Source organism: Amycolatopsis acidicola (assembly GCF_007713735.2).
Classification (GTDB): Bacteria; Actinomycetota; Actinomycetes; order Mycobacteriales; family Pseudonocardiaceae; genus Amycolatopsis_E; species Amycolatopsis_E acidicola.
In genome coordinates this window covers 37,814-62,539 of record NZ_VMNW02000020.1, presented here as the reverse complement: position 1 = coordinate 62,539, position 24,726 = coordinate 37,814, and the positions used below count along the sequence as shown (strand labels likewise).

Sequence of the window (24,726 nt, the reverse complement as noted above, 5' to 3'; positions counted from 1 at the left end):
GCCGGGTGCCTGCTCACGCGTCATTGTGTTCACCTGGCGCCTTCTCCCCGAGATAACTCGACATGATGAGCTTACGGTCCTTCAACAGGCTCGGGGCATCCTGGGAAAGCACGACGTCGCCGTGCACGAGCACGCAGCCCCGGTCCGCGGTCTCCAGCGCCATCTGCACGTGCTGCTCGACAAGCAGTACCCCGGTTCCGGTCTCGGTCGCGACCCGCCTGAGGATCGGCAGGAGCCGCTTGACGATCACCGGTGCCAGGCCCAGGCTCAGCTCGTCCACCAGCAGGACGGCCGGACGGCGGGCCAGCGCGCGCCCGAGCCCGAGCATCTGCTGCTCGCCGCCAGAGAGCAACGCGGCCCGGCGCCTGGCCAGCTTCCTGAGCGCGGGGAAGTGATCGTAGGCGAGTTCGCGGTCGATCTTCTGGCCGCGGTGCCGTAGCCGGAAGTGCTCGTCGACGGTCAGCCCGGGGAAGATGCCGCGGCGGTCCGACATGTGCACCAGTCCGGCGCGGGCGACTTGCTGGGCGGAACGCTGTCCGATTGTCTCGCCCCGGAACAGGATCTGCCCGGAGTGGGCCGGAAGCAGCCGCGAGGTCGCTCGCAAGGTCGTGGTCTTGCCGGCGCCGTTCGGGCCGAGCAGGGCGACGATCTCGCCGCTGCCGACGCGCAGGCTGAGGTTCCGCACGACGGGCGCGGATGTGTAGCCGACCGTGAGGTTCCGGACCTCGAGAACCGGATCGGTGCTCATGCCGGTACTCCTTCCTGACCGAGATACGCGTCGATGACGATCTCCGAAGACCGGATCTCGTCCGGTGTGCCGGTCGCGATCAGCCGTCCGAGGTCGAGGACGTAGATCCGGTCGCAGACACCGAGCACCAGCCCCATGTCGTGGTCCACCAGCAGAATCGACGATCCGGCGTCGACGAGTGAGCGCAGCCGGGTGCCGAGCTCCTCGCTCTCTTCGGAGTCCAGGCCTGCCGCGGGTTCGTCCAGGCACAGCAACTCGCCGCCCGCGGCCAGCGCGCGGGCCACGTCGACGCTTTTCCGCTGCCCCTGCGTCAGCGAGTCCGGCAGGTCGTCGGCCAGGTGGTTCAGCTCGAGCAGGTCCAGCGCGCGCTTGACCGGTTCGTGGCCGCGGCCACGCCCGGTGAACAGCTCACGCCAGTAACCTCCCGAACCGGGTCGCACGGCGCCGACCTCCAGGTTTTCCCGGACCGTGAGTTCGTCGTAGAGCTCGGCGCTCTGCCACGTTCTCGCGAGTCCCTTGCGTGCTCGCAGGTGCGGCCGCTCCCGGCTGAGATCGACACCGCGCAGCGCGACCCGGCCGGTGCTGGTGGTGAATCCGGTGAGCGCGTCGATGAAGGTCGTCTTGCCCGCGCCGTTCGGGCCGATGAGACCCACGAGCTCGCCTTCGCCGATCGACAGGGACACCTCGTCCAGTGCGCGGTTTCCGCCGTAGTCGACGCTGAGGCCGTCCGTCCGGAGTATCTCTTTCATCGTGCTCCTCCCTGCACCATCGGGCGCTCGGTGAGCCCGTCGGCGGAAACGTCCGAAGATCCGCGCAGCGCCCGGCGGAGCTTGCCCGGCCACTTCGGTTTGCCGGCGAGCGCGATCCCGTCCGGGTTCATGACCACGGTCAGGACGAGCATCAGCCCGGCGATGGCGGTCTGGACGGTGGTGCTGATGCCCAGGAAGTGGTTGAGCGAGTAGCTGGCCAGGCCTTGCGTGATGAGCATGCCGCCGATGAGGGCGCCGCGGATTGTGGTGATCCCGCCGAGATAGGCGAACGCGACCAGCGTGAGCGTGTTCGCGACGCTGAAGCGGGTGGAGTCCACGGCGTTGAAGTTGTAGCTGTACAGCACTCCCGCGAGCGCGATGACGACGGAGGACAGGGCGAAGGCGATCAGTTTCGTTCGCCTGGGCGAGATCCCGGCCGCCGCGGCGGCCCGTTCGTTGGACCGGACCGCGAGCATCTGCTTGCCGAGGCTGGTCCGGCGCACCGCGGCGACGAGGACTGCCACCGCGACGAGCACGAGCAGGCAGCAGACGCCGAACAGCGGACTCGGCAGCGCCCCGTCGATCCCCGCGACCGGTGAACGGGCGCCGATGTCGAAACCGAACAGCGTCGGTTCCGGCACCGGGGACCCGGAACCGGGCGCTCCCCAAACCGGGTTCTGGAAACCGAACGTGATCAGCGCGTTGGCCGCGGCCAGTGTCAGGATCGCCAGCTGGACTCCGCGCACCCGCAGCGCCGGCAGGGCGACGACCAGCCCGACGACGGTCGCGCACGCGATGCCGACCAGTGGGGACCAGGGCCAGCCGATCCCGGCCTGACTGGCCAGTTTGGACAGTACGAGCCCGCAGACGCCGGCGAGACCGTACTGGAACAGGGAAGCCTGGCCGACCAGTCCGGTGAGCAGGACCATGGACAGACACGCCACGGCCCCGATCAGGGTCAGGATGAGTGCCTGGCGGAAGTCGTAGGGAAGCACGAACAGCGCGATCGTGATGATCACGCTGCCCAGCAGGGCGGGCCGGAGGACACGTTTCGGCGCGGGTGCCGCCGGAAGGCGGGGCTCCACGAACGTCCCGCGGTCCGGCAGGCTTTGCCCGCGCAGCAAGAGTGCCGCCGCGATCACGAGGAAGTAGATCAGCTCCACGATTCCCGGCGCGGGAAGGCCGTTCGCGGTCGGGAACCAGGGCTGCGACTGGGCCGCGGTGACCAGCGAGCTGATCACCCCCATGCCGATCCCCGCGGCGCCCGCCACGATGAACGACGTGAACCGTGCCAGCAATGCCGCGCCCAGAGCAGGAACCACCGCCATCGCGATCGTGCTGGGATCGAGCTGCGTCAGCGGAGCGACGAAGATGCCGAGCCCGCCTGCCACGACGGACGCGAGAACCGTGTTGAGCAAAGCGATCCGGTTCGCCGCGAGCCCGGACAGCGCGGCCTCCGCCTCGTTTTCCTGCGCGGCCCGGGTCGCCAGGCCGAACCGGCTGTAGCGGTAAAGCGCCGCCAGGCCGGCTGTGAGCAGGACGACGAGGCCGAGCAGGACGAGGCGGTTGCTCGGCACGACACCACCGAACATGCTGATGGCGACCGAGGGGATGGCGCTGGGGGCCGCCTTGCCCTGAGTTCCGAAGACCAGCACCACATATGCTTGTACGACAAGGAAAACGCCTACCGTCGCGACCAGTTTGGCCAGGGCCGACTGGGTGCGGATAGGCCGGAGCACGCATACGTGGAACAGCGCACCGAAAAGAGCGCACACCACCAGGGTGTAGAGGACCGCGGTCGCCACTGGCACGACCTGGCCGGGGCCGCCGGCGACGGGCAGCGCGGGAAAAAGGAGATAACCACCGGTGCGCAGGCCGTAGAAGACATAGGCGCCCAGCATCGCGATCGCGCCGGCCGAGATGTTGATCGTCCCGGACCCGCGGTAGGTGAGGACCAGGCTCAGCGCGATCGCGGCGATGAGCGCACCGCTGCCGAGGCCCAGCACGATGAACAGCATGATCTGTGCCATGAGAGCTTCCTGACTGATCGGGCAATCCGGGGCGTCACTGGGTCTGTTGCTGCCAGTCTCCGGCGGTCCACTTGCCATCGCCGGCATAGGTGTAGAAGCGGTCGGTCAGCCCGGAGAGGGCGGGGCTGCCGGGAACCGATCCGAAGTGGACATTCGGTGTACCCAGCAGGACGCCGCCGGTGTAGGCGGCGAGCCCCTTGGCGACGCTGTCGGGGGTGACCGCGTCCGGGCCGATCTGGTTCAGCACCTTCGCCAGTGTGAAAGCCGCGCCGAACGCGGCAGGAGCGCCGATACCGGTCTGCGTGCCGGGGGCGTACTTCGCCATCACGCCCTTGTAGAAGCCCACCTGCCCGGTGGTGTCGTCGGCCTGCAACAGGAGTGTGGACGACTCGTACGCCCACTTCGGATAGTCGCCGATGGCCTTCTGGATGTCCTCGGTCGCACACAACGACGAGCCGAGGATCGGGAGGGTTGTGCCGATCTGCTGCAGGGAAGTCGCGGCGGCGGTGCACGAGGAGGTGGTGACCACGATCGGCACGATCGCGTCCGGTTTCTGGCTCACCGCCGAGGTGAAGGTGGCGGTGAGATCGGTGCTGCCGGCCGGGAACGTGACGACGTCGGCTTTGATGCCGTTCTTCTCGAACAGTTCCTTGCCGATCTGGGCGATCTGCAGGTCTCCCGGATTATCGCTGCTGACGACCACGAGCGACTTGTACCCCTTGGACTTGGCGAACGCCGCGGTGCCGGGAAGGGCTGCGATGGAGCTCGGGTTGAGCGCGTAGGTGTTGGCCGCGGTGGCGTCCGGACCGGGGTTGGCGAGCGTGACGAGCGTCGGCTTCTTGCCGTCGATCGTCTGGTGCACCGCCTGGCTGCCGACGTTCAGGCCGCCCTGCATGATCACCGAGATCGCGGGGTCGTTGAGGAACTTCTGCGCGCACTGCTGCGCTTCTTCTTCGGACGATCCGATCTTGCAGACCTCGAGCTGCAGCGAAGCGCCCTTGATGCCACTCTGCTTTTCGTTGAGGTAGCCGAAGGCCGCTTGGATGGCGGCGCTGACCTCCGGGTCCGAGACGGTCCCGCCTTCCTGGTTGATCAGGCCGATCTTGATCGTCTTGCCGCCGGTGGCCGCGCCCGCGGTCCCCCCGCTGAAGGAGGCGCCGACCGAATCATCGATCACCGTCGTGGTCGGCGCGCTTGTCGTGCCGCCGGTCGCGGCTTCCGAGCAACCCGCCAGCGCGAGCGCCGCGACCATGATTCCGATGAGCGGGATCTTGTGACTGTTCATCCTCACCTCGTTGTGCCGGGCACGCCACGGTGCCGGGTGGATTCGCGTCAGCGGGCCGGCGGGATCCAGGGATCTCCCACCTGCGGGCTTGGCGAGTCAACTTATGTGTAGTTCATGCAAAAAACAAGACCTATTGCGTAACAGGGATCACTGTTGATCACTTAGAGTAGGCAATCGTCGACATTCTCGGTTGTGTTTAGCTTAAAATGTGCATAACCTGTTGAGTCTGGTTGCAGTGCGGCGCCTGAAGGAGAACTTGTGAGCGACATGCACCCGCCGTCGCGGGAAACCGGAAAGCCCGGCTCGGCCGACATCGTCGTGATCGGCAGCGGCCCCGTGGGCAGCGCGGCCGCCGTCCGGCTGGCCCAGCTCCGGCCGGAGGCTTCGATCCTGGTCATCGAGGCAGGCCCGTGGCTTCCGGGAGTACCGGGAACGAACATCAAGAACATCGCGGATCTGGAGGAGCGCGCGTCGCTGCAGGTGGCGTCGCAAGGGCCGGTCCAGCGCACCTACGGGATCTCGCCGCTGGAGGACCGGGCCCGTGGGCGGGCCTTGCAGGATCCCGAGGCGCTGGCCCGGCCCGGCACGTTTCTCCTGACTTCGCTGACCGGCGTCGCCGGCGACATGCGGGCGGCCGCGATGTCGGCGAACGTCGGCGGGATGGGTGTCCACTGGACGTGTGCGTGCCCGGCGCCCTACGGCTCGGAACGAGTCGGCCTGATCCCCGACAGTGAGTGGTCCGCGCTGCTGGCGGACGCGCAGGCGCTCCTGCGGGTCACTCAGAACGCTTATCCGGTAAGCAAAGCCGGGCAAAAGGTCCTCGACGGCCTTCGCACCGAGTACGCCGCGGCCGCGCCCATCGGCCGGCTGCCCGCGCCCATGCCGCTCGCGGTCCGGGCGGGTGAGCACCGGGAGTGGACCGGGCCCGCCGCGATCTGGGCGCACCTGCCGGGCGGCGCGAACGTCCGGCTGCGGGCGGAAACACTCGCGACCCGGCTGGTCGTCGACGGCGACGAGGTGCGTGCGGTCGAGGTGCGCGACCAGTCCTCGGGTGAGGTCTGGCAGATCAGGACGAGCCTCGCGCTCGTCGCCGCCGACTCGTTCCGGACGCCGCAACTGTTGTGGGCGTCGGGAATCCGGCCCCGCGCGCTGGGCCGGTACCTCAACGACCACACCCAGGTGATGGGTCTGGTCGACATCGAACTGGACGAGCCGGACGAGCGCACCCGGGGCGGGGACGACCCGGTGGCGGGCATCTACTGGATCCCGTTCAGCGACGAGGTGCACCCTTTCCACGGGCAGGTCATGCAGTTCGACCTGTCACCGGTCCCACTGTCGGAAGAGGAGCAGGCCGCTGGCGTGAACCGGGAGTCCGTGGGCCTGGGGTACTTCGTGCAGAAGGATCTCCGCGCGGAAGACCGGGTCGTCTTCTCCGACGAGACCCGGGACTTCTACGGCATGCCGGCGATGACGATCGAGTACGGACTGTCCGAGACCGACGAGAAGAACATCGAACGGGCCAAGATCTTCCTGCGGCGCAGCGCCGCGGCGATCGGCAGGCTGCGCGATCCGGATCACCAGCTGATCCTGGAACCCGGAAGTTCCCTGCACTACCAGGGAACCGTGCGGATGGGCGCGGCCGACGACGGCACCTGCGTCACCGACGACACCTCCCGCGTCTGGGGACTGTCGAACCTGTACCTCGGCGGGAACGGGGTCATCCCGACCCCCACCGCCGGAAACCCCACCCTGACCAGCGTCGCGCTGGTGCTGCGGGCCGCCGAGGCCGCGGCGAAGGGACTGCCGGGGCTGGACTGACGTCCGTGCCCGGCGTCGAGAGCAAGCGGAAAGGACGACGATGCTCGCAGATCAGCTGGTCGAGCCCGTGCCGATGCACGTGTCCGAGCGGGGAGTGGAGGTAAGTGTGCGGATGCCCTGGTACCGCGCGCTTCCCCTGTGCTCGGTGCTGAACCTCCGGCTCACCATCGACGGAACGGAGATCCCGCGGGAAAAGCTCCGGTTCGGGGTCAACGGCGCCGAATACACGGAAGCCGGGCTCGCGGAGGAATGGCAGCAGTGGTGGTACGTGCTCGACAGCGCGCGCATTGTCGCGGTCGAGACCACTGTCGGGCCCGGAGAGCACGAGGTGGAGGCGGGACTGAGCCTGTCGATCCCTTATCTGCCGGTGCCCGGCGGGCCACTCGTGATCACCGAGAGCAACACGAAACGACTCACCACGGAGGTGCGCTCATGACGGCGGCCGATGTCCGGCTCGGCACACCGATGCAGGGTGTGACGTTGTACAGCTTCACCCGGGACTTCCACGGCAGGCGGTACTCGTTCGAAGACCTGGTGCGCAAGGTTGCCGAGCGCGGGCTCGGGCCCGGACTGGAGATCGTCGGTTTCCAGTCCATCCGGGATTTCCCGGCGGTGACCGACGAGTTCGTCAACGGGTTCAAGCAACTCCTCGCCGACACCGGGCTGAAGCCGAGCGCCCTGGGCGCCAACGCGGACGCCTATCTCCGGCGCGACCGGGCGCTCACCGACGACGAGATGGTCGAGTACATGCGCGCCCAGATCGAGGTCGCCCACCGGCTGGGTTTCCCGGTGCTGCGGGTCCAGTACTCGGTCACGCCGGACGACATGGAGCGGCTGCTGCCGGTCGCGGAAGCCAACGACGTCCGGCTGGGCATGGAGATCCACAGCAAGCACTCGGTCCGGCATCCGATCATCCAGGCGCTACTGGAACGCTACGAAAAGCTCGGTTCGCCCTACCTGGGGTTCATCCCCGACTGGGGCGTCTCGATGCGGAAGGTGCCGCGCACCCTGCTGTCCCGGTTCCGGGCGCAGGGCGCGGACGAGAAGCTCCTGAACGCGATCGACGAAATGTGGGACGCCGGCCTGGAACGCGGCCCGCTGCTCAGTGATGCCGAGATCGGCGCCGAACGGCAGGCGTTCGGTGACCTCGCGAGGCGGTTCGGCGGCGAGAAGTTCGCCCACGACATCATGGTCAACGCCGCGGGTCTGTTCGGGCAGCAGAAGCCGGAGGACTGGCTGGAGGTCATGAAATGGACCGTGCACACGCACGGAAAGTTCTACGAGATCGACGAGCACGGTGACGAACCGTCGGTGCCGATCCGCGAGATCATGGACGTCTACCTGCGCGCCGGCTACTCGGGCGTGATCTCCAGCGAGTGGGAGGGATTCCACTTCAACGACCACGACGACGCCTTCGACATCATCGGCAAGCAGCAGGCCCTGCTGCGCCGGACCGCCGAGGAACTCGGCTCCCGGCTGGTCACCAGTCTCTGAGACTTCCCGCCAATGCGGCCGCCCCACCATCGCGGGGGCGGCCGCATTGCTTTGTCCACTGTGGACGCGGAAGTTGGGCACGAAAACCGGCCACCGGCCGCCGGAAGCGGATAGTTCCGGATCGCGCGGCGACCTACTCTCGGCCCCGGACCCACTGACCTCGGTGTTTTGGAGCTGCCGTGAACTCATCCACCACCCGGACCGCGCTCGTCGTGGGCGGGGGGATCGCCGGGCTCACCCACGCCGTCGCGCTGGCGAGGGCAGGCCACGACGTCGAGGTCGTGGAGATCAGCGCGGGCCACATGATCGCCGGCTGGGGCCTGAGCCTGACCGCGCCGTCTCTTCGTGCTCTCGACGGCCTCGGGCTCGCCGACAGCTGCATCGCCGAGGGGTACGGCGTCCAGCAGATCGCCAACTGTGACGCTGAAGGCGTTGTGCGGAACACGATCGACCTGCCGAGCCTGCTCGGCAAGGGACGGCCAGCACAGGTCGGGCTGGCGCGCCCCGCCCTGCACCGGGTCCTGCGGGACGCCGCCCTGGACGCCGGCGCCGAAATCCGGACCGAGTCGACCGTGACCGCGATCGACGAAGAGCCGGACCGGAGTGTCGTCACCTTGAGCGATGGCCGGGTCCGGGTGGTCGACGTGGTGGTCGGTGCCGACGGGATCCGGTCGGGCACCCGCTCGCTGCTCGGTATCCCCGGGGAGCCCCGATTCACCGGTCAGATGGTGTGGCGGGCACTCGTCCCGCGCCCGGAGTGGGCCACGATGCTCCACACCTTCGCGGGCGCCCGGCACGGGGCCGGGGTCGTGCCGATCTCCGAGGAACAGGCCTACGTGTTCGTCACCGAGAACGACGCTCCCAGCGACGCCCTGCCGGAGGACACGCTGGCCTCGACGATGCGGGAACTCCTCTCGCCCTTCGGAGGCCGCGTGGCGGAGCTGCGGGAGACGATCACCGAGCCCGCCGGCATCGTGCGCCGCCCGGTCCAGGTCGTGCTCGTGGACGGTCCGTGGCACGCCGGGCGGTCCGTGCTGATCGGAGATGCCGCGCACGCCCCGTCGCCTCAGCTGGTCAGTGGCGCAGCGCTCGCGATCGAGGACGCGGTGGTCCTCGCCGCCGAGCTCGGCGCCGAGCCGGTCGTGGAGAAGGCGCTCGCCGGCTTCGGGCACCGGCGGCTGGAACGGTGCCGCCTGGTCGTCGACACGTCGGTCCGGATCGGCGAGCTCGAGCGTGCCGGGCGCCACGCCGAGGTCTACCCGCTGCAAGAACGTGCTCACCGGGCCCTGGCCGCCCCGGCGTGAAACCACACCCCAGCAAGGAGTTCACCGTGTCACCCGATCTGCCCGCCCTCCGCCCCGCCTCGGCGGAGCGCCTGCCCGGCGAGTACACCCGAGAACCCGACTACGACAAGCTGATCGTCGAGCGGGACGTACGAGTTCCGATGCGCGACGGGGTCGAACTCTGCGTCGACATCTACCGGCCCGACACCGCGGAACCACTGCCCGCCCTGCTCGCCTTTGCCATCTACAACAAGGACATCCAGGGGCCCGCGCTGGCCGAGGCGCTGCCCCCGCAGCCTTCGTGGTCCTCTGCCTGGTGTGGCCCGCAAGAGGCCGGTGACACCAGGTTCCTGGTCTCGCGCGGCTACATCCATGTGATCGGAATGCCGCGTGGTATCGGCAAAGCCGGCTCGGGTGGCTCCCGTGAGTGGGACTCCTACGACCTCATCGAGTGGATCGCCCGGCAGCCGTGGTGTGACGGGAACGTCGGCATGGTCGGGATCTCCGGTTTCGGCGCCGAGCAGATGTACGTCGCCCGGCAAGGTCCGCCGCACCTCAAGGCGATCTTCCCGTTCGACCCGCGTGGCGCGTACGGCACGCTCGGCGGCTTCCGTGAGGAGTACCCCGGCGGAGTGCTGCATCTCTTCCGTTACCTTGTCTCGCATTTCGGGGTCTTCCACCAGGACAAGGGCGCGCCGGGGGAGCTGGACGAACAGCGTGAGCAGCTGTGGCGCGAAGCCATGGCCAACGACGACTACAAGCTTCACCCGCATCTGTACAACGTCGTCACGATGAAGGGGCAGCACCTGCCCACCTTCTTCAACGTGCTCATCGACCCCTACGTGCCGGAAGGGGAAGCGGACCGCTCGGAGCGGGAGATCGGGGGGATCGACATCCCCGTCTACACCGGGTCGGGCTGGTACGGCTACACCTACAAGACCCATCTGCAGGGTGCCCAAACCTACTGGCGACACCTGCGGACCACGAAGAAGATGCTGCTCGCCGGGCCCGCTCACATCGAGCGTCCGTTCCATGGGCTGCACGGCGAAATCCTGCGCTGGTACGACCATTGGCTGAAGGGCATGGACACCGGCGTCGTCGAGGAACCGGCCGTCCGCTACTGGCTGCAGGGCGCGAACGAATGGCGTACCGACGCGGACTGGCCGCTGCCGGGCACCCAGTGGACGCCGTTCTATCTGGACAGCTGGGAGCGGTTGCGTACCGAGCCGTTCACGCCGTCCTCCGTGGACGATCGGATCCCGCCCGACGCGTTCGTCCAGATGCCGCTTTCCCAGACCCGCCAGGTCTCGCGACTGCGTTTTCTCTCGGCGCCGCTGAACGAAGACCTCACGGTCGTCGGCCCGTCCTCGCTGAAGCTGTTCGCGTCGATCGATGCCGAGGACACCAACTGGATCGTGGCGTTGAGCGATGTCGGTCCCGACGACCATGTCCAGACCGTGCGCGAGGGTGAACGCGACGTACGCAGGGACCTGCCGGAGCGGGAGCTGACCCGTGGCTGGCTGAAAGCGTCGAACCGGGCGCTGGACGACGAGCGTTCCCTGCCGTACAAGCCTTTCCACAAACTGACGAGGGCGGCACGGCAGGCCGTCCGGCCCGGCGAGGTCGTCGAGTACAACATCGAGATCCTCGCGACCGCGAACCAGTTCCGCAAGGGACACCGGATCTGCCTGGACGTCATGAGCATGGACGCCCCGACCGGTGTCGCCGGCGCGACCAACGCCGAATACGTGCCCTACCACGTCAACAGTGCGAAGACCACGCTGCACAAGATCTTCCACAACACCCGATACCCGTCCCGACTCCTCCTCCCGGTGATCCCCGATGAACTCTGAAACCAGTGAACTCCAGGACCTCAAGGAAACCGTCGGTGAAGGCCGGTCGCTTCCCGACGCCAAGGAATGGCTGTACGCCCACCTGAAGATCCGGCGCAACCCCTTCAGCGCGATCGACGTCGAAGCCGCGACCCGCGTGATCGGCGATCTTCGTGGCACCGACCCGGAAACCTGGGCCGAGGACTGGACTCGGGGCGCCGGGAAGTTCGCGGCCGCCGCCGTGGAAGCCGCTGAACGCGGTGACCGCGAGGCCGCCCGTGGCGCCTATTTCCAGGCGTACGTCTTCTCGGCCGTTGGACGCTATCCCTCGCCCGTCCATCCGGCGAAGCTGGCGTGCTACGACCGTGCCCGCGAATACTTCGGTCAAGCCATGGCTCTGGAATCTCCCCCGGTCGAGCGCGTCGAAGTCCCGTTCCGGGGACGCGCGGGTGAAGGCGAAAAGGTCGTCTTCCACGTGGCCAGGCCTGCTGGGGTCACGCATCCGCCGGTCGTGATGATGTGGGGCGGCATCGACGTGTGGAAGGAAGAGTCCTACGCCCGTGGTCGTTTGCTGCGGGAACACGGGTTCGCGACCTTGCACGTGGACATGCCGGGCGTGGGGGAGGCCCCGGTACTCGCGAGCGCGGACGCCGAGCGGATGTGGGAGCCGGTGTTCGGCTGGCTTGCGGACAGCGATCTCGACGCCGGGCGGTGCGCGGCGCTCGGGCTCTCCTTCGGCGGCTACTGGGCGATGAAACTGGCCTACGTGCACAAGGACGAGCTCGCGGCGGCGGTGAACTGGGGCGGCGGGGTGCACCTGACCTTCCAGCCGGAATGGCAGGAGAAGTCCCGCAACGCGTCTTCGTACCTGATGGACCTGATGGCCACGAGGGCGCGGATCTTCGGCGGACACACGTTCGCCGACTACGTCGCGCGGTGCCCTGAACTGTCCCTTTTGGACCAAGGCCTGCTCGATCGGCCTTCCGCGCCGCTGCTGATGGTGAACGGCGTGGCGGACAAGCAGAACTCCTCCGACGACATCCCGCTGAGCCTGCGGTACGGCGATCCCAAGACCGCGCGGATGTTCCCTGGCGGGCACATGGGGGAGGGGCCCGTCATGCCGACGATCGTGACCTGGCTCTGTGCTCGCCTGCAGCCCACTGTCCCTTCGCGAACCGGAGAAAGCTCATGACCGAGCACCTGATCACGCACCTGCGGCACGTCGACATCGCGATGCCCGACTTCGAACGGCAACGCGCGTTCTACACCGGCCTGTGGGGCCTGACCGACGTCGGCGGTGACACGGATGTCCGCTTCCTGGCCGCCGAAGGTTCCCCGGAACGCTACATCGTGCGGCTGCGCAAGAGCCCCGAGAAACGCCTCGACCTCGTCGCCTTCGGAGCGGCGACTCCGGCCGATGTGGACCTCCTCGCCGAACGGCTCGCGGGCGCCGGTGTCAACCTCGTGCACGAACCGAAGGCACTGCAAACCCTCGGCGGTGGCTACGGTGTGCGGTTCTTCGACGGTGACGGCCGCGTCGTCGAGGTGTCGGCCGGCGTCGAGACCCGCGTCCACCGGCGCATCGAGGAACGCGAGCCGATTCCGGTCCGCCTCTCGCACGTGGTGATGAACTCGGCCCAGCCGGAGGCCACCGTTGCCTGGTACGTCAAGCATCTGGGCTTCCGGCTGTCGGACACCCTCCGCATCGGTGCCCGCGGCGAGTTCATGTGGTTCCTGCGCTGCAACGCGCTGCACCACAGTTTCGCCGTCGCCCGTGGACCGCACGTCGCACTCCACCACGCCTCGTTCGAGATGCGGGGCATCGACGAGTACATGCGCGGCTCCGGGCGGATGCTGCGGAACGGGGTCGAGAAGGTGTGGGGGCCGGGCCGGCACCACGCCGGGGACAACACCTTCAGCTATTTCCTGGATCCGGTGGGAAACACCGTCGAATACACCACTGAACTCGAGCTCGTCGACGAGGACACCTGGCATCCTTCGGTGCACGACCTGACCAACGCCGAGATCATCGACCAGTGGGGCACGGCGAACGAGATGAACGAGTTCGTCGCGGCCCGGTCGTTCAACGACGTCGACAAGGGACTGTTCGTCCCGCCGCCGGTCTGATCGTGAACAGGTACTCCAGGCCGCGCCGCCGGCTGGACGCTCGCGGACGTGATCTCACGGTCAGCCGGGTCCACCAGCTGAGCCGGTCTTTCGTGCGCGTCACCCTCACCGGGGAGGAGCTCGATGGTTTCTCCTCTCCGTCGCCTGACGACCACGTCAAGGTCTTCTTTCCCGACACCGAAGGCCGTCCGTCGCGTGACTACACTCCCCGCGCCTGGCGCCCGGATGCCCGCGAACTGGACTTGGATTTCGTGGTGCACGGGGACCAAGGCCCGGCCACGGCCTGGGCAGCACGCGCGCGACCGGGTGACCGGCTCTACGTGGGTGGCCCGCGGGGTACGGCGGCGCTGCCCGCCGATGCCGGGCGCGTGCTCCTCCTCGCCGACGAGACAGCGCTTCCCGCGGCCTGCCGGTGGATCGAGGAGGCACCTGACCCGGCGCGGATCACGCTGCTGGCGTGGCTGGCCGACGAGGAAGACCGTGCGTATCTGGACCAGGTCGGAGCAGCACACGTGACGATCCGGTGGATCAGTGACCCGGTCGCGGCGATGCGCGACGAAGGAGACCTCACCGCGAGCTACGTCTGGGCGCGTGGCGAGGCGACGGAACTGGTTCCCGTGCGGCGTTATCTGAGGCGGGAACTAGGTCTTGCCCCGGAACAGGCGGATGTCCGGGGTTACTGGCGGCGGGGGACCGCGGACGCCGACCAGCGAACCGCGCTCGATCCCGGGGAGGAGTGAGAACCGTGGACTACAACGAGGACACCGCCACGGATGCGGTCCTCGCCAGCTTCGAGGAGACCACCGACCCGAGACTCCGCGCGTTCTTGCGCCTGCTCGTGCCGCATCTGCACGATCTGGTGTTCGAGTTCCGGCCGACACTGGCGGAGTGGGAGTACGCGATCGAATTCCTCACCCGGATCGGGCAGAAGTGCGACGACACCAGGCAGGAGTTCGTGCTGCTGTCGGACGTGCTCGGGGTTTCCATGCTCACCGAGACGATCAACGGCCAGCAGGAGGGCACGGAAAGCACCGTGCTCGGCCCGTTCCACATGGTCGCTTCGCCGCAGCGGAAGAACGGTGAGTCGATCGACCTGCTGGGCGGTGCCCGGCCGTGCGTGATCGACGCCACGGTGCTGTCCACCGACGGGAAACCGTTGGTGGACGCCGAAGTCGACGTGTGGCAGTGCACCGAGGACGGGTTCTACGACGTGCAGCAACCCGGCATCCAGCCGCCGGGGAACGGGCGGGGCCTGTTCCGGACCGGCGAGGGCGGGCGGTTCTGGTTCCGGACCGTCGTGCCCAGCCACTATCCGATTCCCCAGGACGGGCCGGTCGGCGAGCTGCTGAAGGCGACGGGCCGTCATCCGTACCGCCCCGCGCACGTGCACTTCATCGCCAAGGCCGAGGGGCATCGCGCGCTCACGACGCACTTGTTCGTGGCCGGCAGTCCTTACATCGACTCGGACGCGGTGTTCGCGGTGCGCAAGAGCTTGCTCACCGACTTCACCGAATCCCGGGACGAGGACCTCGCCCGCCAGTACGGCGTAACCGTTCCGTTCGTGCTCGCGACGCCGCGGATCGTCATCGAACCCGAGGAGGGCGATGGTTCCGGCTGAGTTCGACCACCAGCCGTTCCCGGTGCGGGTGGTGTTCGGCGAGGGGCGAGCACACGAGATCGGCGCGGAGGCCGAGCGTCTTGGGCTGAAGCGGATTCTTCTGCTCTGCACACCTGGACAGGAGGCTCTCGCACGGTCGGTCGCGGCTCCGCTGGGAGACCGGATCGCGGCTGTATTCCCAGGCGCGCGGATGCACGTGCCTGTCGAGTCCGTCGTGGCCGCCGAGACACTACTGTCCGGAGTGGACGGTCTGCTCGCGGTGGGTGGCGGTTCCACGACAGGCCTCGCCAAGGGGCTGGCGTTGCGGAACCAGCTCCCGATCCTGGCCGTGCCGACCACGTACGCCGGCTCCGAGATGACTCCGGTGTGGGGCTTGACGGACCAGGGCGTGAAACGGACTGGGCGGGACCCGGCGGTCGTCGCGCGATGCGTGCTCTACGACCCGTTGCTGTCGCACGAGCTGCCGGTCGCGGTGTCGGTGAGCAGCGGGCTCAACGCGGTGGCGCACGCCGCCGAAGCGCTGTACGCGCGTGATGCTTCTCCAGTCGTTTCGTTGATGGCCGAGGAGGGAGCGCGGGCGATGCTGGCCGCCTTACCACGGCTGCACGCGACCCCCGGAGACCGGAACGCCCGCGCGAGTGCCCTCTACGCGGCCTGGCTGTGCGGATCGGTGCTCGGCGTCACCACGATGTCGTTGCACCACAAGCTTTGCCACGTACTCGGCGGCATGCTCGACCTGCCACACGCGGCGACGCATACCGTTGTCCTGCCGCATGTCCTGGCGTTCAACCTGCCCGCCGCGCCGGAGGCGACCGCCGCGCTCGCCCGTGCCACCGGCGACAGCGCGCCGGCCCGCGCGATCGCTTCTCTCGCGCGGCGGCTTGGGGCACCTACCTCCCTTGCGGAGCTGGGGATGCGTGAAGAGGACATCCCGCTCGTCGTGCACGAAGTGCTGGCGCGGCCCTACGTGAATCCCCGTCCGGTAACCGAAAGCGCGGTTCTGGACGTCGTTCGCTCGGCCTGGACCGGTTCTGTCCGGCCATGACCCGGCAACGCCGCGCGCGGGTGAAGCGCTCGACCGGCGGTGCCGTGGACACCGCCGCGGACCACGTTGACACCCGCGCGAGTGGGCGCTATTTTCGCAATATTAGAACACGAACTCAGGTTCTAATATGGGGCTTCCAGGAAGAGGGCACAGCATGACCGAGACGAACAAGACCGGGTGGTGGAAGACCGTCCTCGGCGAGTTCCCGACCGGCGTCACGCTCATCTCGTCGGTCGACGTCCGCGGTGAGCCCGTCGCCATGGTCGTCGGCACCTTCACCGCCGTGTCACAGGATCCGCCGCTGGTCGGGTTCTTCCCCGGCCGCGAATCGGGCACCTTTCCCCGGATCGCGGACGCCGGTCGGTTCACCGCCAGCGTGCTGGGGGACGGCCACGAAGAACTCTGCCGCGCTGTCGCGAAGAAGGATGCGGATCGGTTCGCGAAGGGGGCCTGGGTCACCGGGGAGGCGGGCATCCCGCGCCCGGCCGGTGCGCTCGCCTGGTTCGACGCCGACATCACCCAGGTGACGTCTCTCGGAGATCACAGTCTGGCGGTCGGGAAGGTCACCGCTTTCGGCGTCGGGAACGGTGACTCCGGGCTCCCGTTGCTCTTTCTCCGCGGTGGGTACGGAAGGTTCGCCGCGCCCGGCACTGACCTCGACCCGGCTCGCCTCGCGAGGCGGCTCGCGATCATCGAGAACGGGCAAGGAACGCTCGACGCGCTGGCGCGGCGGATCGGCAGACGCGTGCGGGTGAGTGGAGTCGCCGGCGACTCCGTGGTCGCACTCGGTGGTGCTTCGCCTCGGCCGGCGAAGCCGCTTCGCGCAGCCGTTTTTCCTTTCGCTGCCCCGTTCGGGAGCGTCTTCGTCGCCTGGGACGACGAGCGGCGGCGGACCTGGACCGAAAACTCGCGGCACCTCGTGGGCGCCGTCGACCGCGCGGCGATCGGCTCGGTACTCGAACGGACCCGCGCACGGGGCTATGGGATCTCCACCGGCTTTGGCATCGCTAGGCGGTTCGAGGGGCTCGCCGGAGGAAGCACCGCGGCGCGCGGCTCGTTCGTGAACCTGTGGCGCGAGCTCGCGGCCGCCGCCAGTCCGGCGGCCGGAGATCCAGCGGAGATCACCTCCATCCAGGTCCCCGTGTTCGGCCCCGCGGGATCGGTCGAACTCGCGCTCGTACTCGATGACATCCGGCGCGGCGAAAGTCCTGCCGTGGCCGTACAGCTAGCCGGCGAGCTGCTGCGCGCCGCCGGCGAGCTCAGCCGGCCCTGAATCCAGCACGACGGGAGTCCACAATGCACTTCTCGGTTTTTCTCACCACCCGCTCCGCCGGCCCGGCCGAAGACGCGCCGGTCATCCGCGCGATGACCGAGCACGCGGTGGACGCCGAACGGAACGGTTTCGACGCCGTCTTCCTGCCGGACCACCACTTCACCGGCTACTCGCCGCCCGCGTCCGACCCGATGATGTTCGCGGCCTACCTCGCCGGGCGGCTCGAGCGGATGCGGTTCGGGTTCTCCGTCCAGACCGTCCCGCTGCACCATCCGGTGCGGTTCGCCGAACGGCTCGCACTGCTCGACCAGCTGACCCACGGCAAGATCCTGGTCGGCGTCGGCAGCGGCACCACGCCCGAGGAGATGATCGGCTTCGGGGTGGACTTCACGGAGGCGTCCGAGCTTTCCCGGTCGAACCTGGAGATCGTGGAACGCCTGTGGGCCAAGCAACCGGACGACGATCCGGTCGTGTTCGACAACGGCAGGTACCGGGGCACCGTCGTGTCCCGGATCGTCCCGGTGCCCTACACCCGGCCGCGGCCGACGATGATGTCCGTGGCGGCCCGGCCCTCCAGCGTCGAACGGGCCGCGCGGTTCGCCCAGCCCGCGTTCATCCCGACCTTCACCCCGCCCGTCCTGGCCGGGCTGGATCCCGTGTCGCACGTCAAAAGCCACTTCGCGGACTACCAGACGGCGTTGCTGGCCGCCGGGCATCCCGACGAGGTCGTCACGCACGCGCTCGAATGGACCTCGGTCTCGTTCCAGTTCGTGCACCTGGCCGAGACCGAAGAACGCGCCCGCGAAGAGCTGGACAGGCTCGTCGACGAGTACCAGGCGGCGGTCGAGCGGGAGCACGTCGCGAACAAGAAGGCGGAGACGATCGGCAATGTGCGACTCCGCGACGCACCCGATGCCCGGACCGAGGAATGGAAGCGGACCTGGTGCCTGTGGGGCACCCCGGAGTCGGTGACCGAGCAGCTCCGGCGTTACCGCGAGATCGGGATCGGCAACGTGCTCGGCGGGTTCATGGGCGGTCCGCTCACCCCCTTCCGGGCGGCGATGACCGCGCAGGCCATGGAACTCTTCGGCCGTGACGTCATTCCCGCGTTCCGGGATCGCTGATCATGCCCGACCCCGCTACGGGCCTTGATCCCGTGAAGTCCGCTCCGGCAACGGCCGGAGCGGACTCGCACACGACTGTCGCGGTGCCCGCGCTCGGCATCGACGCCGCGGTACTGGCCGACGGCCCGCTGGGCGTCGTGAGCCTCACCCTGGACGAGCGAGACCGGTCGACGCTGATCCCCAGCGGGACCGCGATCGCCGCGACCTGGTCGGCGGAGATCGCCCGGGAGCTGGGTCTCCTGCTGGGCGGCGAGGCCCGGGAGCGTGGCATCGACGTGCTGCTGGGGCCGAACCTGGGTGTGCCGCGGAATCCCTTCTCGGGCCGGGCGTTCGAGATGTACTCCGAGGAGGTGCTGCTCACCGGCCGGCTGGCCGCGGCCATGATCGGGGGGATCCAGGCACAGGGCGTCGCCGCGAGTCCGAAGCACCTGGTCGCGAACGACACCGAGACCGGACGACGTGCCATGAACAGCGCGGTCAGTACCCCGGTACTGCGCGAGACCTACCTCGTGCCCTTCGAGTTCGCCGCCAAACGCGGTGCGCGGGCGATGATGACCGCCTACAACCGGCTCAACGGTGTGCCCTGCGTGGCGAATCCCAGGCTGGTCGATGTAGTGAAGCGGGAGTGGGGCTGGGACGGCGTCCTCACGTCGGACTGGTTCGGCATCGAGGACGGGCCCGCTTCGGCGAATGCCGGGGTGGACCTCGAAATGCCAGGCCCGGCAAGGCATTTCGGCTCGTTCCTCGCCGGTGCCGTCGAGCGTGGCGAGGTGACCCCGGAGCGCCTCGAAGACATGATCCGCCGGATCCGGGCGCTGAGTTCGTGGCTCCGGCGTCGTCAGGAAGCCCGCTCTGCCGATGCGGACGCTGTGCTCGTCAAAGCGGCGACCATGGCCACGACGCTGCTGAAGAACGACCAGGCCGTGCTCCCGGTCGTCCCGGGCATGACACGCAAGATCGCTGTGATCGGACCTCTCGCGCGGCGATTGACCCTGCAGGGCGGCACCTTCGGACGGGTCGCTCCCGCTAGGGACCCGGCCGACCTCGTCACCGCCCTCGCCGGCAGATGCCAGGGCACCTCGACCGAAATCGCCTGGGCACAAGGTATCCCCGTGCGAGAGCACCGTCCTTTGGCGAGTGTCCGCCCGCGCACCCCGAGCGGTGAGAGGGGTGTGCTCGTCACTTACGAACCGGCCGGTGAAGCCGCGCGGGAGGAGGTGCGGACGGCCGCGAGTTTCGTGTGGTTCCACCGGATTCCGCGGTATGGATCCACCCGGACCGAAGGACGGGTGCGGGTGCGGGCCGTCGTCGAGGCTCCGGCAACCGGCAGGTATGAGTTCGGCGTCGCCGGGACCGGTCAGCTCCGTCTCGAAATCGACGGCCGCGAGGTCGTGACCCGCCCGGCGCCCGCGCCCGCGGACGTCATGGGAGTTGTCGCCCGGAGCGAGCCGGAGCGCGCATGGGTGGACCTCGAAGCCGGCGACGAGGTGGTTCTGGCGGCGACCGCAGACTTCGAGGCGAGCCACGTCCAGGCCCTCTCGCTCACAGTGCTGACGCCGCAGGACTCGCGGGAAGCGGCTCTCGGGAGCGCAATGCGGCTCGTCGAAGACAGTGATCTAGCCGTAGTCATTGTCGGCGACGACGAGAGCACCTCCCGTGAGAGCGCGGACCTCGCCGCCAGCGGGGTCGGCGAAGACCAGGAGGCGCTCATCGGCGAACTCACGAGGACGGGCAAGCCCGTCGTCGTGGTCGTGAACGCCTCGAGGGCGGTCGACATGCCGTGGGCCGACGACGCCGGCGCGGTGCTCATGTCGTGGTACGGCGGGGAGGCCGCGGCCGAGGCGCTGGCCGGCATCATCGTCGGCGCGGAGGAGCCCGGCGGCCGGCTGCCGGTGACCATCGCGGTACGCGACCAGGACCACGCCGGCTGGGGACAGGAGCTCGACACCGATCTAACGCTGGACTACGACCGAAGCGAACCGGTCGGCCACGCGCATTTCGAAGCGACCGGCACGGCTCCCCGGTTCGGGTTCGGCCACGGCCTCGGGTACGGGCGGGTGACTGTCGACTCGGTGACGATCGAACAGGGCGCGCGCCCCGGCTCGGTCGGGGTCACGGTGCGCTCACGCAACGACGGGACCAGGGCCACCAGTGAGGTGTTCCAGGTCTACGTGCGGCGCGCGCACCAGCCGTGGACGCGGCTGGCCGAGTTCGCCCGGGTCCACCTCGAAGCGGGCGAAACCGGGATTACCCGCCTGACGCTGCCGGTCCGCGCCTTCGCCGGATGGTTCGACGCCGGCGGGGCCTGGGTGATCGACGACGGCGCGCTCTACGAGGTGCTGGTCGGCCGGTCCTCGGTGGATATGCTGGGCCACGGCTACGTGCGATGGGATGAACCGCGCACCATCAGCACGGCCGCGGACCCGGACGAAATCCCACAGAAGTGAAGCATGGCAGGCCCCAGCACACCACGACAGGCACGGAGCAAGCTGACGCTCGAGCGGATCGTCGGCACCGCCCGCGAGCTCTGGACCGAGCGGGGAAACGACGGGTTCACCCTCGACGAGGTCAGCGAGCGGTCCGGCGTATCCATCGGTTCGATCTACAACCGGTTCGCGGGCAAGCAGGACCTCGTCGAGCACCTGCACGAGCAGGGCGTCGAGGCGATGGTCGACGACGTGCGAGCGCGCATGACCGCGCCAGGGATCGCGCACGATCTCCCCGGCCGGGTGGACTGGCTGGTGCGGGTGGTCGGCTCGCTGTTGAGTGACCATGCCGCCGTGTTGAGGCCGAGCATGGTGGCGGCACTCCGGAACGAGCGCATCGCGGCCATGGGCAAGCGAGGGCATGCGGTCATGGTGGAGCACTGGGCGGAGCGGCTGCGCGAAGTGGGTGATGAAATCGCCGCGCCCGACGTGGAGGAGGCGATCTCGTGGTCCTTCACAGTCGCTTACAGTGTGCTCGCTCGTTACCTGGGCCTGGGCAGCTCCGCGGAGTCCGCCTATGAGGGAGACTGGGATGCTTCGCTGCGGCAGCTCACCTTGACCGTCGTCGGCTACCTCAGTTACCAGCGCGAGGAGAGTTCGTGATCATCCGCGTCGGCAGGGCAGGGCTTGCACTGGAAAACGCCGAAGAGTTCACCTCGTTCAGTGTCCACACAGGACTGAACGTGGTGGAGCTGACGGCGATCGTCGAGCGGGAAGGGTGCGTTGCCGACGACACCGGGTCGTCCGTCTGAATCCCGCCGCTCGTCGTGAAAACGCTGGCCGGCGGAGAAAACGACACGGGCTGGCTGACGAAATTCGAGGGTATGAACGCCTTCGCGCGCTCGAAGGGGTGGACTGACGCGGAGGGGCGGATCCGCGCGCACGTGGTCCGGGAACCGTAAGCGGCGCCAGAACCGGACAACGAGCGCCGCATCCGGATAGCCGCGCCCTGGGAACGGATTTACCGTCCAGGCGACCGGTGGCTCCGCCGAGCCGCCACGAGCCGTTCCCGAGGAGTTCTTGTGGCCGAGTACAACCCCTTCACCGCGGGCCTGGAGCCCGCACCGGGCACCACGAAAGTGCGCCGCCTGGTCACGGGTCTCGACGCGACGGGCAAGTCGACCATCGTCATGGACGAGGAGTGTCCACATGCGAGTGTCGGGCACGGTACCCCTGCTTACGTGGTCACGAACCTGTGGCGCACAGACGAGAGCCCTGCCGACAACCACGCGCCGCTCGCCGACCCGTATGCCACCGACGAACCCCTGTCCGTCGGGCCGACGCGGAACGGTTCGGTGTTCCGGGTTCTCGAGTTGCCACCGGACAAGGACTGGCGGTTCGATGCCGACGGGACCGAGGTCAAGCCCCTGGCGTTCCACACCACCGATTCGATCGACTACGCGATCGTCCTCAGTGGAGAGATCTGGGCGGTTCTCGACGCCACGGAGGTGAAGATGACCGCCGGGGACGTGCTCGTCCAGCGTGGCACCGCCCATGCATGGTCCAACCGGTCCGACAGTCCCTGTGTCCTTGCGTTCGTCCTCATCGGCGGTACCAAGCCTTAAGGTGCAGCAGGCCAGCGGTGCCCGTCCAGCTCGTCGGGGACGGGCACTTGGCCCTGTCCGCCGAACGATCCACGCGTGCCACATTCCCGCCGTGGCAGCCCGGTGGGCATGGCGTCTCCGGGTGCGTGCAGCCGACGCGCGTTCGTGCACTTACCAGGTTGTTTCCTCACCACCCCAGGCCTTCGAAGCTCACCAAGACGCGCCCCTCCGGGGGTCTCTCTCCTGTCCCGTCCCGCCGCCGCGCAGAGCATCAGCCCTACCGCTCGCAATAGTAATGCATTACTATCGGCTGCGGGCACGATTCCGGACGCCCCGTCACGGACGGTCACGCGACCCCGGTTCACGGCGATCCCGAGGCTCAGCCGGCCGGTGACCGCGGGGATGCTCAAGGGAGAGGAGAGAGTGCGGACGTGGTGCAAGAACGCAAGATCAAGTACGGTATCGACCTGATTACGCTCTACGACACGGAGTTGTGGGGAATCAGCGATTTCAACCAGTTCTACGACAATACGGTGATCAAGCCCGAAGCATTTTGGGACAAGGCGCTCGACATTTTGGGTGCATCCGGGATCGACGGCATCGAAATCACCTTCGGGCCCGGGCACTGGCAGAACGCCCTTACTCGGTACGGCAGCGCCGAGAAATTCAAGGACGCGGTGGCCGAACGTGGACTCGAGGTCTGCAGCGGGTTCTTCACCGGTCTCGTGCTCGACGGCGACTGGCGGGACGAAGCGCAGCAAAAGAAGCTTTACGCCGATGTCGCGGACTATGCGGACTTCCTGCGCGCCGCCGGTTGTTCGATCATGATCGCCGGGCTGCCGATTCGCACGACCTGGAATGCCGACCCGCCCACTTTCATCGATCACGATTATGTGCGGCGGCTGTCCGACGTCCTCAACAGGATGGGGTATATCGCCGCTCAGCGCGGGGTCAATCTTTCCATTCACCCCGAGACGCACGCGGTGCTCTGGCTCCGGCGTGACATCGATCTTTTTCTCGCCTGCACGGACCCGATCTACGTGAACTTTTGCCCCGACACCGCGCACATCACCACGGGCGGCTCGAACCCGAGCGAGATCTTCAAGGACCACCACACTCGCATCGAGATCACCCACTGGAAGGACGCGAAGTCCGGCGTACCGCGCCGGCAGGTCCTCGACGACGGTGTCTTCAAGTCGCACCACCGGTTCTTCGCCCGAGTGGGCCTGGGGGAAGTCGACTGGCCGCAATGGGTCCGGACACTTCGTGACCACAACTTCGAGGGATGGGCGATCGTCGAACTCGACGCCGCGTCGAACCCGCCCGCGACCATCGCGGGCGCGAAGGAGTTCATCGAGACCTCCCTGACCCCGATCTACTCATGAGCGGGCGGCGGCGAATTGTCCTGGTCCAGCCTTTCCGGCTGCCCGAGGACAGCGAGTTCCTGACGTGGAACGTCCGGGGCGAAAAGCAAGAACTGCTGATGAACTACGAGAACCTCGGACTCGGGAAGTACCTGGAAGACGTGGACTGGGACTTCCACCCCGGCCCGCTGGCGCCCTATGGTGACTGGCCGGTCGAGAACCGCAAGGAGTTCGCGCTCGTCGCGGCCGCGCGGCTCGCGATCGTCGAGGAGCTCGCCAAGTCGGGTGACTACGACGGCATCATGCTGCTCGGCGGGGGTGAGCCCGGGGCGCTGGAATCGCGCGAGATCGGCCGCGAACACGGCGTGCCGGTCACCTCGTGCGCGACGGCGCAGTTCCACGTCGCGGCCATGGTCGGATCGAAGTTCTCCGTCATCGACCTGGCGGAGAGCCACGCGATGTACTACCGGAATCTGGTTCGCCAGGCGGGAATGGAGCAGCGTTTCGCGTCGATGCGGTTGATTCCTTATCCGCTCGGCCGTCCCGGATACGACGACCAGCGGAACTCGTTGCCGGTCCAGAAGGAGCGCGCACTGGCCGGCGAGAAGACCGAAGCGGTCGAGGCCGCGGTCGACGCGGCGGAGAGCGCGATACTCGAGGACGGCGCCGAGGTGATCACCTTCGGCTGTTCGGGAACCTTCTGGCTGCAGCCGTTCGTGCGGGCCGGCCTGAAAGAACGGGGCTGGGACATCCCGGTACTCGAAGGATATTCCAGTGCGTTCGTCCAGCTGAAGCTCCTGATGGAACTCGGGCTCAGCGCGAGTGCGCTGCAGTTCCCGCCGGACCGGCCGGACCGGTCCCGGTCACGGATTCTCTGAGCGTCCGTGCAGAAATACGCGCGGCAAA

General features: G+C 68.1%; 22 protein-coding genes. 18 read left to right on the top strand and 4 right to left on the bottom strand.

Annotated features, from left to right (window positions below; genetic code table 11):
• Positions 1-13: 13 nt before the first annotated feature.
• Genes FPZ12_RS16380 through FPZ12_RS16365 form a run of 4 tightly spaced genes read right to left on the bottom strand, consistent with a single transcriptional unit; the run spans position 14 to position 4,812 of the window.
• Positions 14-748: an ABC transporter ATP-binding protein gene (locus FPZ12_RS16380; RefSeq protein WP_144748076.1), complete on the bottom strand. Its 735-nt coding sequence runs from the start codon at positions 746-748 to the stop codon at positions 14-16.
• Positions 745-1,497 carry an ABC transporter ATP-binding protein gene (locus FPZ12_RS16375; RefSeq protein ID WP_144748075.1) on the bottom strand — a complete coding sequence of 251 codons (753 nt, stop codon included), beginning with the start codon at positions 1,495-1,497 and terminating at the stop codon, positions 745-747. Before FPZ12_RS16375 ends, FPZ12_RS16380 begins: the two co-directional genes overlap by 4 nt.
• Positions 1,494-3,527: an ABC transporter permease gene (locus tag FPZ12_RS16370; protein WP_166462777.1), complete on the bottom strand. Its 2,034-nt coding sequence runs from the start codon at positions 3,525-3,527 to the stop codon at positions 1,494-1,496. The genes FPZ12_RS16375 and FPZ12_RS16370 overlap by 4 nt, the downstream gene beginning before the upstream one ends.
• Before the next feature lie 34 nt (positions 3,528-3,561).
• On the bottom strand, positions 3,562-4,812 hold the full coding sequence (locus tag FPZ12_RS16365) for an ABC transporter substrate-binding protein (RefSeq protein ID WP_144748073.1): 1,251 nt from the start codon (positions 4,810-4,812) through the stop codon (positions 3,562-3,564).
• 267 nt (positions 4,813-5,079) lie between these two features.
• Here FPZ12_RS16365 and FPZ12_RS16360 point away from each other — a divergent pair, with 267 nt between their 5' ends.
• The 18 genes from FPZ12_RS16360 (at position 5,080) to FPZ12_RS16280 (ending at position 24,698) form a co-directional block, all read left to right on the top strand.
• Positions 5,080-6,630 (top strand): GMC oxidoreductase, encoded by a 1,551-nt coding sequence (locus FPZ12_RS16360; protein ID WP_144748111.1) that lies wholly within the window; start codon positions 5,080-5,082, stop codon positions 6,628-6,630.
• 40 nt (positions 6,631-6,670) lie between these two features.
• Positions 6,671-7,066, top strand: coding sequence for a C-glycoside deglycosidase beta subunit domain-containing protein (locus FPZ12_RS16355; RefSeq protein WP_144748072.1), 396 nt, complete (start codon positions 6,671-6,673; stop codon positions 7,064-7,066).
• A complete protein-coding gene (locus FPZ12_RS16350; RefSeq protein WP_144748071.1) occupies positions 7,063-8,124 on the top strand; it encodes a sugar phosphate isomerase/epimerase family protein in 1,062 nt (353 codons plus the stop codon). Before FPZ12_RS16355 ends, FPZ12_RS16350 begins: the two co-directional genes overlap by 4 nt.
• Before the next feature lie 179 nt (positions 8,125-8,303).
• Positions 8,304-9,428, top strand: coding sequence for an FAD-dependent monooxygenase (locus FPZ12_RS16345; protein ID WP_144748070.1), 1,125 nt, complete (start codon positions 8,304-8,306; stop codon positions 9,426-9,428).
• A gap of 26 nt (positions 9,429-9,454) precedes the next feature.
• A complete protein-coding gene (locus FPZ12_RS16340) occupies positions 9,455-11,260 on the top strand; it encodes a CocE/NonD family hydrolase (protein WP_144748069.1) in 1,806 nt (601 codons plus the stop codon).
• Complete coding sequence (locus tag FPZ12_RS16335) at positions 11,250-12,431, top strand: alpha/beta hydrolase family protein (RefSeq protein ID WP_144748068.1); 1,182 nt, start codon at positions 11,250-11,252, stop codon at positions 12,429-12,431. Before FPZ12_RS16340 ends, FPZ12_RS16335 begins: the two co-directional genes overlap by 11 nt.
• The gene (locus tag FPZ12_RS16330; RefSeq protein WP_144748067.1) at positions 12,428-13,366 is read left to right on the top strand and encodes a VOC family protein; all 939 of its coding nucleotides are present in this window, start codon (positions 12,428-12,430) and stop codon (positions 13,364-13,366) included. Before FPZ12_RS16335 ends, FPZ12_RS16330 begins: the two co-directional genes overlap by 4 nt.
• A 2-nt stretch (positions 13,367-13,368) precedes the next feature.
• Positions 13,369-14,106 carry a siderophore-interacting protein gene (locus tag FPZ12_RS16325; protein WP_208025867.1) on the top strand — a complete coding sequence of 246 codons (738 nt, stop codon included), beginning with the start codon at positions 13,369-13,371 and terminating at the stop codon, positions 14,104-14,106.
• A gap of 5 nt (positions 14,107-14,111) precedes the next feature.
• Positions 14,112-14,984: a dioxygenase family protein gene (locus FPZ12_RS16320; protein WP_144748066.1), complete on the top strand. Its 873-nt coding sequence runs from the start codon at positions 14,112-14,114 to the stop codon at positions 14,982-14,984.
• Positions 14,971-16,029: a maleylacetate reductase gene (locus FPZ12_RS16315; RefSeq protein ID WP_144748065.1), complete on the top strand. Its 1,059-nt coding sequence runs from the start codon at positions 14,971-14,973 to the stop codon at positions 16,027-16,029. Before FPZ12_RS16320 ends, FPZ12_RS16315 begins: the two co-directional genes overlap by 14 nt.
• Positions 16,030-16,183: 154 nt before the next feature.
• Positions 16,184-17,302: a flavin reductase family protein gene (locus FPZ12_RS16310; RefSeq protein WP_166462776.1), complete on the top strand. Its 1,119-nt coding sequence runs from the start codon at positions 16,184-16,186 to the stop codon at positions 17,300-17,302.
• A gap of 23 nt (positions 17,303-17,325) precedes the next feature.
• Positions 17,326-18,426 (top strand): LLM class flavin-dependent oxidoreductase, encoded by a 1,101-nt coding sequence (locus FPZ12_RS16305; protein WP_144748063.1) that lies wholly within the window; start codon positions 17,326-17,328, stop codon positions 18,424-18,426.
• Positions 18,427-18,428: 2 nt separating this feature from the next.
• Positions 18,429-20,873 (top strand): glycoside hydrolase family 3 protein, encoded by a 2,445-nt coding sequence (locus tag FPZ12_RS16300; protein ID WP_144748062.1) that lies wholly within the window; start codon positions 18,429-18,431, stop codon positions 20,871-20,873.
• A gap of 3 nt (positions 20,874-20,876) precedes the next feature.
• Positions 20,877-21,515 (top strand): TetR/AcrR family transcriptional regulator, encoded by a 639-nt coding sequence (locus FPZ12_RS16295; protein ID WP_144748061.1) that lies wholly within the window; start codon positions 20,877-20,879, stop codon positions 21,513-21,515.
• Entirely contained in the window at positions 21,512-21,664 is a 153-nt protein-coding gene (locus FPZ12_RS45610; RefSeq protein ID WP_166462775.1) for a hypothetical protein, read from the top strand. Before FPZ12_RS16295 ends, FPZ12_RS45610 begins: the two co-directional genes overlap by 4 nt.
• A gap of 270 nt (positions 21,665-21,934) precedes the next feature.
• Entirely contained in the window at positions 21,935-22,477 is a 543-nt protein-coding gene (locus FPZ12_RS16290) for a cupin domain-containing protein (protein ID WP_144748060.1), read from the top strand.
• 410 nt (positions 22,478-22,887) lie between these two features.
• Positions 22,888-23,841: a sugar phosphate isomerase/epimerase family protein gene (locus FPZ12_RS16285; protein ID WP_166462774.1), complete on the top strand. Its 954-nt coding sequence runs from the start codon at positions 22,888-22,890 to the stop codon at positions 23,839-23,841.
• Positions 23,838-24,698: an aspartate/glutamate racemase family protein gene (locus FPZ12_RS16280; protein WP_144748058.1), complete on the top strand. Its 861-nt coding sequence runs from the start codon at positions 23,838-23,840 to the stop codon at positions 24,696-24,698. Before FPZ12_RS16285 ends, FPZ12_RS16280 begins: the two co-directional genes overlap by 4 nt.
• The last annotated feature ends 28 nt before the right edge of the window (positions 24,699-24,726 follow it).

Bases quoted from the DNA above. Each gene is read 5' to 3' on its own strand.
- FPZ12_RS16380 (WP_144748076.1), bottom strand. From the start codon at position 748: ATGAGCACCGATCCGGTTCTCGAGGTCCGGAACCTCACGGTCGGCTAC.
- FPZ12_RS16375 (WP_144748075.1), bottom strand. From the start codon at position 1,497: ATGAAAGAGATACTCCGGACGGACGGCCTCAGCGTCGACTACGGCGGA.
- FPZ12_RS16370 (WP_166462777.1), bottom strand. From the start codon at position 3,527: ATGGCACAGATCATGCTGTTCATCGTGCTGGGCCTCGGCAGCGGTGCG.
- FPZ12_RS16365 (WP_144748073.1), bottom strand. From the start codon at position 4,812: ATGAACAGTCACAAGATCCCGCTCATCGGAATCATGGTCGCGGCGCTC.
- FPZ12_RS16360 (WP_144748111.1), top strand. From the start codon at position 5,080: ATGCACCCGCCGTCGCGGGAAACCGGAAAGCCCGGCTCGGCCGACATC.
- FPZ12_RS16355 (WP_144748072.1), top strand. From the start codon at position 6,671: ATGCTCGCAGATCAGCTGGTCGAGCCCGTGCCGATGCACGTGTCCGAG.
- FPZ12_RS16350 (WP_144748071.1), top strand. From the start codon at position 7,063: ATGACGGCGGCCGATGTCCGGCTCGGCACACCGATGCAGGGTGTGACG.
- FPZ12_RS16335 (WP_144748068.1), top strand. From the start codon at position 11,250: ATGAACTCTGAAACCAGTGAACTCCAGGACCTCAAGGAAACCGTCGGT.
- FPZ12_RS16330 (WP_144748067.1), top strand. From the start codon at position 12,428: ATGACCGAGCACCTGATCACGCACCTGCGGCACGTCGACATCGCGATG.
- FPZ12_RS16315 (WP_144748065.1), top strand. From the start codon at position 14,971: ATGGTTCCGGCTGAGTTCGACCACCAGCCGTTCCCGGTGCGGGTGGTG.
- FPZ12_RS16310 (WP_166462776.1), top strand. From the start codon at position 16,184: ATGACCGAGACGAACAAGACCGGGTGGTGGAAGACCGTCCTCGGCGAG.
- FPZ12_RS16305 (WP_144748063.1), top strand. From the start codon at position 17,326: ATGCACTTCTCGGTTTTTCTCACCACCCGCTCCGCCGGCCCGGCCGAA.
- FPZ12_RS16300 (WP_144748062.1), top strand. From the start codon at position 18,429: ATGCCCGACCCCGCTACGGGCCTTGATCCCGTGAAGTCCGCTCCGGCA.
- FPZ12_RS16295 (WP_144748061.1), top strand. From the start codon at position 20,877: ATGGCAGGCCCCAGCACACCACGACAGGCACGGAGCAAGCTGACGCTC.
- FPZ12_RS16280 (WP_144748058.1), top strand. From the start codon at position 23,838: ATGAGCGGGCGGCGGCGAATTGTCCTGGTCCAGCCTTTCCGGCTGCCC.